The 14,237-nt window shown below is 64.0% G+C and carries 11 protein-coding genes; 6 read left to right on the top strand and 5 right to left on the bottom strand.

Annotation, left to right across the window (positions count from 1 at the left end; genetic code table 11):
- Positions 1-56: 56 nt before the first annotated feature.
- From IVA95_RS36510 to galE, 3 genes are all read right to left on the bottom strand, one after another.
- Complete coding sequence (locus tag IVA95_RS36510) at positions 57-758, bottom strand: fumarylacetoacetate hydrolase family protein (protein ID WP_247514907.1); 702 nt, start codon at positions 756-758, stop codon at positions 57-59.
- Between the two features lie 99 nt (positions 759-857).
- Positions 858-2,678 (bottom strand): ABC transporter ATP-binding protein, encoded by a 1,821-nt coding sequence (locus tag IVA95_RS36505; RefSeq protein ID WP_213254832.1) that lies wholly within the window; start codon positions 2,676-2,678, stop codon positions 858-860.
- A gap of 104 nt (positions 2,679-2,782) precedes the next feature.
- Positions 2,783-3,796 carry a UDP-glucose 4-epimerase GalE gene (galE, locus tag IVA95_RS36500; RefSeq protein WP_247514906.1) on the bottom strand — a complete coding sequence of 338 codons (1,014 nt, stop codon included), beginning with the start codon at positions 3,794-3,796 and terminating at the stop codon, positions 2,783-2,785.
- A 126-nt stretch (positions 3,797-3,922) separates the two neighbouring features.
- Here galE and IVA95_RS36495 point away from each other — a divergent pair, with 126 nt between their 5' ends.
- Positions 3,923-4,969 (top strand): glycosyltransferase family 4 protein, encoded by a 1,047-nt coding sequence (locus tag IVA95_RS36495; protein WP_247514905.1) that lies wholly within the window; start codon positions 3,923-3,925, stop codon positions 4,967-4,969.
- Here the strand turns inward: IVA95_RS36495 and waaF are convergent.
- Positions 4,951-6,018 carry a lipopolysaccharide heptosyltransferase II gene (waaF, locus tag IVA95_RS36490; protein ID WP_247514904.1) on the bottom strand — a complete coding sequence of 356 codons (1,068 nt, stop codon included), beginning with the start codon at positions 6,016-6,018 and terminating at the stop codon, positions 4,951-4,953. The two genes, IVA95_RS36495 and waaF, sit on opposite strands and share 19 nt — an antisense overlap.
- Positions 6,019-6,182: 164 nt before the next feature.
- Between waaF and rfaD the strand changes: the two genes are divergently transcribed.
- The 5 genes from rfaD (at position 6,183) to IVA95_RS36465 (ending at position 13,191) form a co-directional block, all read left to right on the top strand.
- Positions 6,183-7,160, top strand: coding sequence for an ADP-glyceromanno-heptose 6-epimerase (rfaD, locus tag IVA95_RS36485; protein WP_247514903.1), 978 nt, complete (start codon positions 6,183-6,185; stop codon positions 7,158-7,160).
- Between the two features lie 18 nt (positions 7,161-7,178).
- On the top strand, positions 7,179-8,651 hold the full coding sequence (rfaE1, locus tag IVA95_RS36480) for a D-glycero-beta-D-manno-heptose-7-phosphate kinase (RefSeq protein WP_247514902.1): 1,473 nt from the start codon (positions 7,179-7,181) through the stop codon (positions 8,649-8,651).
- A 65-nt stretch (positions 8,652-8,716) separates the two neighbouring features.
- The gene (locus IVA95_RS36475) at positions 8,717-9,937 is read left to right on the top strand and encodes an O-antigen ligase family protein (RefSeq protein ID WP_247515139.1); all 1,221 of its coding nucleotides are present in this window, start codon (positions 8,717-8,719) and stop codon (positions 9,935-9,937) included.
- 88 nt (positions 9,938-10,025) lie between these two features.
- Positions 10,026-11,942 (top strand): SDR family NAD(P)-dependent oxidoreductase, encoded by a 1,917-nt coding sequence (locus IVA95_RS36470; RefSeq protein WP_247514901.1) that lies wholly within the window; start codon positions 10,026-10,028, stop codon positions 11,940-11,942.
- 55 nt (positions 11,943-11,997) lie between these two features.
- Positions 11,998-13,191 carry a glycosyltransferase family 4 protein gene (locus IVA95_RS36465; RefSeq protein ID WP_247514900.1) on the top strand — a complete coding sequence of 398 codons (1,194 nt, stop codon included), beginning with the start codon at positions 11,998-12,000 and terminating at the stop codon, positions 13,189-13,191.
- Positions 13,192-13,196: 5 nt separating this feature from the next.
- On the opposite strand, the gene IVA95_RS36460 is transcribed toward IVA95_RS36465, so the two are convergent.
- On the bottom strand, positions 13,197-14,219 hold the full coding sequence (locus IVA95_RS36460; RefSeq protein WP_247514899.1) for a glycosyltransferase family 4 protein: 1,023 nt from the start codon (positions 14,217-14,219) through the stop codon (positions 13,197-13,199).
- Between the last annotated feature and the right edge of the window lie 18 nt (positions 14,220-14,237).

The following is a 14,237-nucleotide window of genomic DNA, read 5'->3' as shown; positions in this document are numbered from 1 at the left end:
CCAACAAAAAAGCCCCGGATGTTCCGGGGCTTGTTGTCGTTGAAAACATCGCCGGCCTATTCCGGCTTGCCGATATTCACTTTCAGCGTGCCGACGCCGTCGACGCCGCACTCGATCTTGTCGCCGGGATTGAGCTGCGAGACTCCGGCCGGCGTGCCGGTCATGATGATGTCGCCGGCGGCAAGTTTCACCTGCTGCGAAAGCTGCCAGATGATTTCGGGCACGCTCCAGATCAGTTCGGTGAGGTCGCCCTTCTGCGTTTCCTTGCCGTTGACCGTCAGCCAGATCTTGCCCTTGGCGGGATGGCCGATCTTGGATGCGGGCTGGATCGCGGAGCAGGGCGCGGAATAGTCGAAGGACTTTCCGACTTCCCACGGCCGCTCCTTCTTGCGCGAGGCGATCTGCAGGTCGCGGCGGGTGAGATCGATGCCGACCGCGTAGCCGTAGACATGGTCGAGCGCCTTGTCGGCCGGGATATTGAGGCCACCGCTCTTCATCGCGACGACCAGTTCGACCTCGTGATGCAGGTCCTTGGTCAGCGGCGGATAGGGGATCGTGGCGCCGTCGGGCACCAGCATGTCGGCGTGTTTGGCGAAGAAGAACGGTGGCGCGCGCTCGTCATTGCCCATCTCTCTGATGTGCTCGAGATAGTTGCGCCCGACGCACCAGATGCGGCGGACCGGATAGGTGCCGGTCTCACCGACGACAGGAAGCGCGGGCTGCGGGGCTGCTGATATGACGTAGGAGGCTGCGGTCATGAAAAGGGTCTCGGGTTACGGTGGAAATCCGGAGTCTTCTAGTTGAGCATGATCTTTTCGGAAAACCGGTGCCCACTTTTCCGGATCATGCTCTAGCTTTTACGCGGTTGCGCTGACCGGCGCCAGACTGGGCGGACCGGCTTCACGCTGCTGCAGGCGGAAGAACGAGGCATAGCGCCCGCCGCGGCGCAGCAAATCGTCATGCTGGCCACGCTCGACGATCTCGCCGGCCTCAACCACCAGGATGGCATCGGCATGCATGATGGTGTGCAGGCGGTGGGCGATCACGATGGTGGTGCGGTTCTGGCAGAGGTGCTCGATCGCCTCCTGCACGGCTTTCTCGGATTCGGAATCGAGCGCCGCGGTGGCCTCGTCGAGCAGGATGATCGGCGCGTTCTTGATCAGCGCCCGGGCAACTGCGATGCGCTGGCGCTGGCCGCCGGATAGCTGCGTCCCGTGCTCGCCGACCGGGGTGTCGTAGCCGAGCGGAAAGCCCATGATGAAATCGTGCGCGCAGGCGGCTTTCGCCGCCGCCACGATCTCGTCCTGGCTGGCGCCTTCCTTGCCGAAGGCGATGTTGGCGCCGATCGTGTCGCGGAACAGGTAGACGTCCTGCCCGACGTATGCGGTCTGTCGCCGCAGCGATTGTCGCGATACACCGGAGATCGCCTGGCCATCGATCAGGATTTCGCCGCTGTCGACCTCATAGAGCCTCAGCAACAGCGCCAGCACGGTGGACTTGCCGCCGCCGGAAGGGCCGACCAGCGCGGTGGTCTTGCCGGGTTCGGCGACAAAGCTCACGCGTCGCAGCACCGGCTCATTCGGCCGGTAGGAGAAGGTGACGTCGCGAAACTCGACGCGCGCATCGGAGAGTTTCAGCGCAGGCTTGTCGTTGTCGGGCGGCTCGCTCGCCGGGCTGTCGACGATCTCCAGAAGCATCCTGGCACCGACGAGCTTGCTGTTGAGGTCGATGTTGAGCCGCGACAGCCGCTTGGCCGGTTCGGTCGCCAGCAAAAACGCCGTCATGAAGGAAAAGAACTGGCCGGGTGTGGCGCCGAGCGCGACCACGCTGTAGCCGCCATAGAGCAGGCACCCGGCTACTGCAAAGCCGCCGAGCATTTCCATCAGCGGATTGGCGCGGTTGGACACCCGCGCCATTTTGTTGGAGTTACGCTCGACGATCGCGATGTTCTCGTCGATCTGGCGCTGCATGGCTTGTTCCAACGTGAACGCCTTCACGGTGCGGATGCCCTGCAGCGCTTCCTGCATGGTCTCCATGATGTCGGCGCTGCCGGTGAATTGGTGGTGCGCGAGCCCCTTGATGCGCTTCACCAGCTTGCGCAGGAACAGCATCGCCGGCGGCACCACCAGAAGGCCGATCAGCGACAGGATGGGATCCTGCGCGACCATCACGGCGACGAGCGAGATCAGCAGGAGAACGTCGCGCCCCACGGCATTGATCAGGAGCTCCATCACCTCGGTGATCGAGCGGGCGCCCGATGTCAGGCGCGCCAAAAATTCGGACGAGTGCCGCTCGGAATAGAATCCGATGCTTTCGTTCATCAGCTTGGCGAACAGCCGCCGCTGGTTGTTGGCGAGGATGGCGTTGCCAATCTTCGACAGGATCACGGAATGGCCGTAGGTCGCCACGCCCTTGATGAACAGCAGGATCACCGTGACGCCCGACAGCAGCGCGATGCCGAGTACGTTCTTGTCGACATAGGCCTGGTTGATTACCTGGCCGAGGATGTAGGCCGAACCGGCGGTAGCTCCGGCCGCGAGGCCCATCAGCGCGAACGCCAGCAAATAGCGCCGCCAGTAGACGACCCCCTGTTCCATGACGAGGCGGCGAATCAGGATCGCTGCGCCATAGGGATCGTCGGTGATTTTTCTTGTCGGTTTGCTTGGAAGTTCGGTCATCCGCGTTCCATTGACGGCGCCTGGATAGCCCGGCGCGTCAGGGCTGCTGCGATGCCTCCTTGCCTGCTTAGAGGGGCTTTTTCAAGCCAAATAAGCGCTTGATTTCAAGCCGATTCCGCGTGCTGCGGAAGGCCGCCGCGTTCGCTGAACAGTTTCTTTTCCCAAGTCAGCGCGTGGCCGGCGATGGTTTCGAGATTGTCGTATTGCGGCGTCCAATCCAGCACGGAACGAATGCGGCTGGTATCGGCGACCATGGCCATGATGTCGCCGGGCCGGCGCGGGGCATATTGGACCGCGAAATTGCGCATCGAGACGCGGCGCACGGCCTCGATGGTTTCCAGCACCGAGTAGCCGCGGCCGTAGCCGCAGTTCAGCGTGATCGAGCTTCCGCCGCCTCGCAGATATGACAGCGCGGCGCGATGAGCCTCCGCGAGATCGCTGACATGGATGAAATCGCGGATGCAGCTTCCGTCCGGCGTCGGGTAGTCGGTTCCGTACACGTCCACCTTGGCGCGCTGCCCGGTGGCGGCTTCGACCGCAATCTTGAGCAGATGCGTCGCGCCGACGGTCGAGAGGCCGCAGCGGCCGTTCGGATCGGCGCCGGCGACGTTGAAATAACGCAGCACGACATACTTCATATCGTGCGCACTGGCGACGTCATGCAGCATGATTTCGGTCATCAGCTTTGAGGAGCCATAAGGCGACATCGGTCGCGTCGGCGCGTGTTCGGGCACCGGCACCTGGTCCGGATTGCCGTAGACGGCAGCCGTTGACGAAAAGATGAAGCGGCTAACACCGCCCTTCACCGCTGAATTCAAGAGGCTCCGGGTCGTCATGGTGTTGTTGCGGTAATAGCCGAGCGGATCGCGCATCGAATCCGGCACCACAACGGAGCCCGCGAAATGAATGATGCTCTCGACGCGGTGCTGGGCGATCACGCCCTCGACGAGGTTTTCGTCGCCGGCGTCGCCGATGAACAGCGGCACGGGGCGGGGCAAAAGTGAGGAAAATCCCGTGGACAGGTTGTCGATCACGACAACGCTTTCGCCGGCATCCACCAGCGCATGAACCGTATGACTTCCGATATAGCCGGCGCCACCGGTGACGAGCACGGTCATAGGCCACCTCTCCCGATTTGTTGGGACGATGCTAACGGGGCTGCGGTGAAGAGTGGGTTTCGGCGCCGGCGAACTGGCCACTATGCTTAATGTTGCGTATAGGAACTGGCCGAAACGGAGCCGGACGTGCCGATCGAGAACAACTTGGCCAGTGATCTGCAACTGATCGTGCCGAATCTGCACAGGCGCTATTCGGGCGTCACGGCGACCAACCGGATGGTGGCGCCAAAACTTGCGCAGATGTATCGGGCGGCATGGCTCGGACCGCACGCGCCCGACGGCATCGCGCGGATGGGTTTTGCGGATCTTTTGAAATTATGGCGGCGCCGCTCGCCGCTGATCTGGCACGCGCGGCGCAACGACGAGATGATCGTCGGCGTCTTGCTGCGTTCGCTCGGCTGGCCGCTGAAACTGGTCTTCACGTCGGCGGCGCAGCGACATCACACCTGGCTGACGCGCTGGCTGATCCGGCAGATGGATGCCGTGATCGCAACCTCCGAACTGTCGGCCTCGTTCCTCAAGCGCAACGCAACGGTCGTGATGCACGGCGTCGATACGATGCGCTATGCGCCGCCGGCCGACCGCGCATCGGCGTTTGCCGAAGCGAAACTGCCTGGACGCTACGCCATCGGTTGCTTCGGCCGCGTGCGCGCGCAAAAAGGCACGGACGTCTTTGTCGAGGCGATGTGCCGGCTGTTGCCGCGCTATCCCGATTTCACCGCTGTCATCGTCGGCGCGGTCGTGCCGGAGCAGCAGGGTTTTGCCGACGGCTTGAAACGGCAGATCGAGGCGGCCGGGCTGCAATCGCGCATCGTCATCACGGGCGAACTCGAAATCGAGGAAGTGCAGCGCTGGTATCAGCGGCTGACAATCTACGCCTTCACCTCGCGCAATGAAGGCTTTGGCCTGACGCTGATCGAGGCGATGGCGGCAGGCGCGGCGCTGGTGGCGGCGCGGGCAGGCGCAGCGGAGTTCGTGGTCGAGGACGGCGTGACGGGCATGCTGACGCCGCCGGGAGATACTGAGGCGCTCGTTGCTGCATTGGAGCCGCTAATGCGCGATCCGGCGGCGGCTGTTGCGATGGGCGAGCGGGCGCGTGCGCGCGTGCTGGAGAAATTCAGCCTCGACGCCGAGGCGAACGCGATTGCCGCAGTTTACCGCACGCTCGGCTGAGTCACCAGCAGGCGATGCGCGAGGTCGGCCACGTAGGGGGCTTCGATGTCGCGCATGCACCGATGGTCGTTCATGGTGCAGACGGTGCGCTGGCACGGCTGGCAGGCGAGTTCCGTCTTGGTCTGAACGACGGTTGCCGCGAGACCGTTCAACGGCGCCCAGAGGTAAGGGCTAGTAGGACCGAAAATGCCCATAGTCGGCGTGCCGATCGCTGCCGCGATGTGCATCAGGCCGGAATCGTTCGATATGGCGACGCCGGCCGCTGCCATCGCCAGAATGCCGTTGCGCAGGTCGGTGCCGGTCAGGTCGCGGACTTTGCCGCCGCCGGCGGTGACGATGTCCTGCGCCAGCCCCTTCTCGCCGGGACCGCCGACCACCCAGACGTCGAGCCCGCGCTCGATCAACAGCCGCGCGACTTGCGGATAGTACGTCCATCTCTTCGACGCGCCGACCGAGCCGGGCGCCAGCGCCACCGCAGGTCCGGTGCCGAGGCGATTGAGCTGACGCCAGCGGGCGGTTTCCTCGCGGGGCACGACGAGCTGCGGAACCGGCCATTCCGGCGGCAGCGGTGCGTCCGCGGGCAGCGCCAGCGCCGCATTCTTGTCGATAAAGCGCGGCAGGGCCTTTTCGCCCCAGCGTATCCGGTTGATCAGCCCAAGTCTCGCCTCGCCGAAAAAGCCGACGCGCTCGGGGATTCCCGCCAGCGCCGGCGCAATCGCCGCCTTCCAGGTGCGGGGCAGGACTAGGGCGGTTCCATAGCCACGGGCGCGCAGTTCGGCGGCCAGCCGCCTCTGCTTGGCCAAAGCAAGCCGGCTGCGGGGCAGGTCCCAAACAATTCCGCCGCGGACGCCCGGCATATAATCGACCAGAGGGGCACAGAGGGAGGTAACCAGCAGGTCAACCGGGCGATTCGGCCAGCGCTGCTTCAATACCCGCACCACGGTATGGCCGCGGACGAAATCGCCAATCCACATATAGGGAACGATCAGAATAGGCCTGGTGTCGGTGCCATCTTCCATTTCGATCCCGTTTGGTGAATTCAGATTCATGTCTTGGCTGTTTCGCCGCTAACCAATTGCCGGCCCGTCGGTAACCGCTCTGAAGCGACACGTAAAGCCGGTCGATTCGATCCTTATGCGCCGAAGGAGCAAAGTTGCCTGCCGCGCGGGAGTGAGGCAAAGCTTTCGCCCGAACAATCATGGCAGGGGATGGCATGTTGCTGGTGACCGGGGGCGCCGGTTTTATCGGGTCGAATGTCGTGGCTGCGTTGAATGACGCCGGCCGGGACGTCGCCGTGTGCGACGTGCTCGGCCACGACGGCAAATGGCGCAATCTGGCCAAACGCCGGCTAGCCGATTTCGTACCGCCGTCTGAACTGATGGACTGGCTGAAGGGTCGCCGGCTGGAAGCCGTCATCCATCTCGGCGCCATCTCCGAGACCACGGCAACCGACGGCGACCTGGTGATCGAGACCAATTTCCGCCTGTCGATGCGGTTGCTCGACTGGTGCACGGCCAATGCCACGCCGCTGATCTACGCGTCCTCGGCCGCGACCTATGGCGATGGCGAGCAGGGGTTTGGCGACGACCAATCAATGGACGCGCTGAAGCGGCTGCGGCCGATGAACCTCTATGGCTGGAGCAAACATTTGTTCGACATGGTGGTCGCCGAACGCTCAGCGCGCGGCGAACGGTTGCCGCCGCAATGGGCGGGATTGAAGTTCTTCAACGTGTTCGGCCCCAACGAATATCACAAGGGCACGATGATGAGCGTGCTGGCGCGGCGCTTCGACGACATCAAGGCCGGCCGTCCGGTGCAATTATTCAAGTCGCATCGGGAAGGGATCGCCGACGGAGACCAGCGGCGCGACTTCATCTATGTCGACGACGTCGTGCGCGTCACGATGTGGCTGCTCTCGATGCCATCGGTCAGCGGCATCTTCAACGTCGGAACCGGCACTGCGCGCAGCTTTCGCGATCTGATGCTGTCGGCCTATGCCGCGCTCGGCATCGCACCGAACATCAAGTATATCGACATGCCCGAGCAGATCCGCGGCAGCTATCAATACTTCACCCAGAGCGAAGTCGATCGGCTGCTGAACGCCGGGTATAATGGCGGCTTCACTGCGCTCGAAGACGCGGTCGAGACTTACGTGAAGGTTTTTCTCGATCGTCCCGATCGCTTTCGCTGATGGGCACCAGGTAGACAGATGTTCGATTTTGAAGCCCTGAGCCGGGCGATCCCAAATCAGACTGTGCTCTGCGTCGGCGATCTCATGCTCGACGAGTTCGTCTATGGGGACGTATCCCGTGTTTCGCCTGAAGCACCGGCGCCCGTCATCGCGGTCCAGCGTAGCGAGACCAATGTCGGCGGTGCCGGCAACGTCGCCCGCAACATTGCCTCGCTCGGCGCGCGCTGCATCTTTGCAGGTCTTGTCGGCGAGGACGAGGCAGGCGCGAAACTGAAGGCCGATCTGGCGCGGGAGAGCCTGGTCGAGGCCGTGCTGGTATCAGATCCTTCCCGCCCGACCACGCGCAAGGTGCGCTTCGTCTCCGAACATTTTTCTACGCATATGCTCCGCGCGGATTGGGAGCAGGCCGTGCCGGCCTCGACGGATGTCGAGCAGCGGCTGATCGATGCAATTCTGCCGCTTGTGCCGCGCGCCGATATCGTTCTGCTGTCCGACTACGCCAAGGGCGTGCTGACAGCGCGCGTCATCCGCAACATTATCGACGCCGCGAGAAAGCACGGCAAGCGCGTGATCGTCGATCCCAAGAGCGCCAATTTTGCGATCTATCGCGGCGCCACGCTGCTGACTCCCAACCGCAAGGAGTTTGCCGAAGCCACCCGCAGCCGCGCCGACACCGACCAGAACATTGCCGAGGCGGCGCAGGACGCAATGTATCTTGCCGACTGCGAGGCCATGCTGGTGACGCAAAGCGAGCACGGCATGACGCTGGTGGTGCGCGGCGGCGAAGCGATCCATGTGCCGGCGCTTCCCGTCAAGGTGCGCGACGTGTCGGGCGCGGGTGACACGGTTGTCGCGGTTCTGGCGCTGACGCTTGCGGCCCAGGCGGACTGGGAGACGGCGCTCAGGATGGCGAACGCCGCGGCGGCCGTCGCGGTCGGGAAAAAGGGCACTGCTACCGTCACGCCCGCGGAGCTGCGGCGGAAAATCCTGCCGCATGCATCGCTGGCGGCCGAAGAGAAGATCGTGCCGGCAGGCGGCGATCTCGCCGTGCATCTGGCGGAGTGGCGCAGGCAGGGGCTGCGCATCGGCTTCACCAATGGCTGCTTCGATATTTTGCATCCCGGTCACGTCAAGGTGCTGACGGCCGCGCGCGGCGCCTGCGACCGCCTGATCGTCGGCCTCAACAGCGATGCCTCGGTGAAACGATTGAAGGGCGAGGGACGCCCCGTGCAGGATGAGCGGGCGCGCGCCGAAGTGCTGGCAGCGCTGGAGGCGGTCGATCTCGTCGCGATCTTCGCCGAAGACACGCCGATCGACCTGATCACGCGGGTGAGGCCGAGCGTGCTGGTCAAGGGCGGCGATTACACCCGCGAGCAGGTCGTCGGCCACGAGATCGTCGAGGCTACCGGCGGCGAGGTCGTGCTCGTCGATATCCTGCCCGGCCACAGCACGACGTCGCTGGTCGGCCGCGCCCGGGGAGGCAAAGCGTGAGTGCAAACGCAGCTTCGTCGCCGATCGCCAAGGCGCTGCCTCTCTGGCGCGATCCTGCCGCATGGATGAAGGTGAGCGACGTCGTCGCGGTCCTGCTTGCGCTGTCGCTGCCATGGTCGACCTCGCTGGTCGGTATTTTCGGCGCTGCGCTTCTGGTCACGGTTGCGCCGACGGTTGAATTGAAGGGCTTTCTTGCCTCGCTGAAGCGCCCGATTTCCGCGCTGCCGATCGCGCTGTTTGTTCTGGCGCTTGTCGGAACCCTGTGGTCGGACGCCGCTTGGGGCGCGCGATTCTATGCCGTGGGGCCGGCCGCGAAGCTCCTGGTGCTTCCGGTCCTGCTCTATCATTTCGAGCGCTCGGCGCGCGGGTCGTGGGTGTTTGTGGCGTTCCTCGTTTCGTGCACGCTCTTGATGCTGATGTCCTGGCTGGTGTTTCTCCGCCCTGAACTTTCGTTGCGGACACCGGAGCTCGCCGCACGCGGCATCTTTGTCAAGAACTACATCGCCCAGAGCCAGGAATTCACATTGTGCGCGGTTGCGCTGGCCTATCCGGTCATCATGCTGCTGCGGGCAAAACGGATCGCGCCGGCCGTGCTGCTCACCGCCATCGCCTTCGGCTTCTTCGTCAACATGGCGTTCCTGGTGGTGTCGCGCACGGCATTAGTCACGGTGCCGATCATGTTCGCGGTGTTTGCGCTGCTACATCTGAGGTGGCGGAGCATCGTCATCATCCTGTGCGTAGCGGCCGCCTTCGCTGCGGTGGCCTGGCAGACCTCGCCGACGTTGCGCCGGACCGCCGAGACGTTTGTCCGGGACTACCAGCTCTACAAGGAACAAAACATTCCGACATCGATCGGGCTGCGGCTCGAGTTCTGGCGGAAGTCTCTCGGCTTCTTTGCCGAGGCACCGCTGATCGGCCACGGCACAGGCGCGACGCGAGGCCTGTTCGAGCGCGTCGCCACGCACGACTCATACCAGGCCAGCAGCGAGGTGATCGGAAATCCCCATAACCAGACGCTCAACGTCGCGGTGCAATGGGGCATTGTTGGTGTCGTCATACTGTACGCGATGTGGCTGTTGCATCTGCTCCTGTTCCGTGGCGACGGGCTAGCGAATTGGATCGGGCTTTTGGTCGTGGTGCAGAATATCTTCACCTCGCTGTTCAACTCCCACATCTTCGACTTCCATGAAGGCTGGATGTATGTGCTGGGTGTCGGAGTTGCCGGAGGCATGGCGCTGCGCGCCAGATCGGAGGCGGCGGAATCTTCCGGAACCGTCCGGCCATGATCGCTGGCATGCACGCCAGAGATGAGATATCAGCGGGCGAGGGACGCGCCTCGCGAATCCCCCTCGCTTTCCGCAGCCGGCCAATGGAATGACGCCTCTTTCGCAACTGACCCGTCGCAATTACCTGATCGCAGCGCATGATGCGCTGGCGACAGCGCTTGCGCTGCTGGCGAGCTTCTACCTGCGCTTCGAGGGAGGTGAGGCCTTCTATGCCCGCCTGCCGCTGCTGCTGAAGATCTTACCGCTGTTCGTCGCCTTCAGCGTCGTTATCTGCTACTTCTTCAATCTGACGACGACGAAATGGCGCTTCATTTCGCTCCCCGATGCGCTGAACATCCTGCGCGTGGCGACCATTTTGGCGGTCGCGCTCGTCGTGCTGGACTATGCCTTCATTTTCGGCGCATCAAACGGCAAGGCGCCGGTGCTGTTCGGCCGTATTACCATCGTGCTCTACTGGTTCCTTCAGGTGTTCGCGCTGAGCGCGCTCCGCTTCGGCTATCGCTATTTCCGTTACACGCGCGTTCGCCGCCATGCCCAGACCGAAGGCGCGTCGGCGACGCTGTTGATCGGCCGTGCCGCCGACGCCGAGGTGCTGTTGCGCGCGATCGAGAGCGGCGCAGTCAAGCAGCTTTGGCCGGTCGGCGTGCTGTCGCCGTCGGCCGCGGACCGCGGGCAGTCGATCCGCAACGTGCCGGTGCTAGGCGGGATCGACGACGTCGAGGACGTGGTCCGCGATTATGCCGGACGAGGAAAGCCGATTTCGCGGGTCGTGATGACGCCGTCGGCGTTCGAACCCGAGGCGCACCCTGAGGCGGTTCTGATGCGGGCCAAGCGGCTCGGGCTGTTCGTCAGCCGCCTGCCGTCGCTCGAAGGCGGCGACGTGCCGAGGCTGACCAATGTCGCCGTCGAAGATCTTTTGCTTCGGCCGAGCGAGAAGATCGATTACGCGCGGCTCGAAGCGCTGGTGAGGGGCAAGGCGGTGATCGTCACCGGCGGTGGCGGCTCGATTGGTTCGGAGATATGCGACCGCGTCGCGACCTTTGGCGCTGCGCGGCTGTTGGTGATTGAGCACTCGGAACCGGCGCTTTACGCGGTGACGGAAGCGCTGACGGCGCGCGCAGCCAATGCAGTCATCGAAGGCCGGATCGCCGACATCCGCGATCGTGACCGGATCATAAACCTGATGCGGGAGTTCAAGCCCGATATCGTGTTCCATGCCGCCGCGCTGAAGCACGTGCCGATCCTCGAGCGCGATTGGAGCGAGGGCGTCAAGACCAACATCTTCGGGTCGGTCAATGTCGCCGACGCGGCCCAGGCGGCGGGCGCCGAAGCGATGGTGATGATCTCGACCGACAAGGCGATCGAGCCGGTCTCGATGCTGGGCCTGACCAAGCGGTTCGCCGAAATGTATTGTCAGGCGCTCGACCACGACCTGATGACGCAATCGGAGGGCAAGCCGCACATGAGGCTGATCTCGGTGCGGTTCGGCAACGTACTTGCCTCGAACGGATCGGTGGTGCCGAAATTCAAGGCGCAGATCGAGGCCGGCGGTCCTGTCACGGTGACGCATCCGGACATGGTCCGGTATTTCATGACGATCCGCGAAGCCTGCGATCTCGTGCTGACCGCAGCCACGCACGCGCTAACGCCGGCGCGGCCCGACGTCTCCGTCTATGTCCTCAACATGGGACAGCCGGTCAAGATCGTGGAGCTTGCCGAGCGGATGATCCGACTGTCCGGCCTCGAACCGGGCGTCGACGTCGAGGTGGTGTTCACCGGCATGCGGCCGGGCGAGCGGCTGAACGAGATCCTGTTCGCCAACGAGGAGCCGCCAGTGGAGATCGGGGTCGCCGGCATCATGGCGGCCAAGCCGAATGAGCCGCCGATGCAGACCTTGCGCAAGTGGCTTGCGGCGCTGGAGGATGCAATCGAGCGGGATGACCGCTCAACTATCCGCGCGGTGCTCAAAGATGCCGTGCCGGAATTCGGATCGAACGCCGCCTGATTTTTCTGCCTCGCCCGGTCCGTCGCCAAGCCATTCGTGCCCTTCGGGAGCCATGATGCAGAAGTCCGGAAAAGTTGTCGTCGTCAGCCAGCATTATCCGCCCGATCCGAGCACGACGGCGGCGATCATGGCCGCGATCTCCGATCGCGTGGCGCAGGAGGCCGAGGTGCTGGTGCTGTCGGGAACGGCGGGCTCCGCGATATCGGCGCAAGCGGGCAAGCCTGAGGTCGTCGAGGTCAAGAACTGGATGCCGGGCAAGGGTGCGCTGGGGAAGCGGGCCGTGGCGGAATTGCTGTTCACGGTGCGGATGTTTTTCGTGCTGCTGGGGAAGTTGCGGCGCGGTGACGTCACGCTGACCGTGCCGGCGCCCTTCATGCTCCCCTACGCTTTTGCCGCCGCGGCCAAATTGAGAGGCGCTAGATCGGCGCTGATCGTGCACGATCTCTATCCCGACGTCCTCGTCATGGCCGGCCTGTTGAAGCCGCAGTCGATGGTGGCGAAAGCGATGCGCGCGTTGAACGGGCCGATGTTTCGCACGCTCGACGCCGTCGTTATCATCGGCCGCGACACCGAGAAGCTGCTGCTGCGCTATCGCGGAATGACAAGCGACAAGATTCGCTTCATTCCGAACTGGGCAACGCTTGCGCGTGGCGTTCGCGCGATCGACCCGGACAATCCGTACCGCCGTTCGCTTTCCGCCCGCTTCGTCGTTGGCCTCTCGGGCAATCTCGGCTTTACCCACGATCCCGTCATCGTGTTCGAAGCGGCGCGCCTGCTGCGCGACGACAACGATATCCACTTCCTGCTGTCGGGCTGGGGAATCGGCTTTGACCAGTTGAAGGCCATGCAGGCTGAGGCAAAGCTCCCGAACGTTACCCTGGTCGATCGCGTCGAGGACGAGCAGCTAGAGGCGTTTCTTTCGGCGGCGGACGTCTGGATCATTCCCTACCGCAGGAACGTCGCCGGCGTGTCGGTGCCCAGCCGCTTCTACAATCTGCTGGCGATCGGCCGTCCGGTAGTCCTGGTTTCCGAAGCGGATGCCGAGGCGGCACTGACGGTCATCGAGCACGATGTCGGCTGGGTGGTCGAGCCCGGCAACGCCGACGAACTGGCGAAAGCGGTCAGTCGCGCCGCCGGGGCCGACGACCCACAGCGGGCCGAACGCGCGGCTGAAATCTCCAGGGGATTTGATTTTGAAATCGCCATGGCCGAGTATTGCGGCCTGATCCGCGAGCTCGCGCGGAAGTAGCTGGATCAGGCGCGAGACGGTTGCCGACGTGAGAAACGGTGCATCAGGAGCGCCGTCGCGGCGCCTCCAGCGCCGAGAAGCAGGCCTGCTATCGTAGCGGACGAGGTCATGGCCGAGCCGATCGCCAGTGCAGCCAGCACGAGGTTGAGCGCGAACACTTCGCTCACCACGCGCGATACGGAAAAGCCGTTGTCGGTGGCGCGCTGATAGAAGTGGGTGCGATGCGCGGCCCAGAACGGCTCGCGCCGCGCGACGCGTCTGAGCAGCGTGACGGTCGCGTCGGCGAGGTAGTAGAGCGGCAACAGTAGCGCCGCTGCCATCTGCTGATGCCAGGCGAGCTGCAAGAGACACCAGCCGGCCAACAGGCCGATCGGCAGGCTGCCGACGTCACCGAGAAAGATCTTTGCCACCGGCCGGTTGAAGGGCGCGAAGCCGAGCATCGCGCCGAACAGCGCTGCGGCGGCGACTGTCGTCGATGCCGGAAGTCCGCCGAGCCAGCCGAGCAGAACGAGTGCGCCGGTGATGGGCACGATCTCGGCGACCGTCATCAGGTCCAGCCCGTCCATGAAGTTGACGAGGTTTACGAACCACAGGCCTGCGAGGATCAGGAGGCCGCGCTCGAGCCAGAGCGGGCAGGCGGGAACGATCCGTAAGCTTTCAGGGGCGACCAAGATCACCGCCGCGACGGCTAGTCCCTGCAGCAACAGCCGCGGTACTACGGGAAGCGAATTGACGTCATCGGCCAAGCCGACGGCCGCGATGAACAGCGTTGCGGCGAACACGGCTATGGGGATTTTCATCTCCGCCATACCGGCAAACGCGATGACCGTGACGGCCGCGATCAGCGTGGCCGCGATCACCGCGATGCCTCCACCTTGCGGCGTCGGAATCCGATGGGAAGAGCGCGCATTCGGTTTTGCCAACGCTATTCGCACGAGAAGCGGCCGGAGCGCCCAGGTCAGCACGCCCGACAACAGCACAGCCGACGCCGCGGCAGCAAACGACAGCAATAGTTGCGAATTGGCCATTCTAGTCCGTGCGGAAAG

Source organism: Bradyrhizobium sp. 157, from assembly GCF_023073815.1.
In the GTDB taxonomy this organism is placed as follows: Bacteria; Pseudomonadota; Alphaproteobacteria; order Rhizobiales; family Xanthobacteraceae; genus Bradyrhizobium.
The sequence above is the reverse complement of the archived record's forward strand: the minus strand, read 5'-3'. Positions and strand labels throughout refer to the sequence as shown.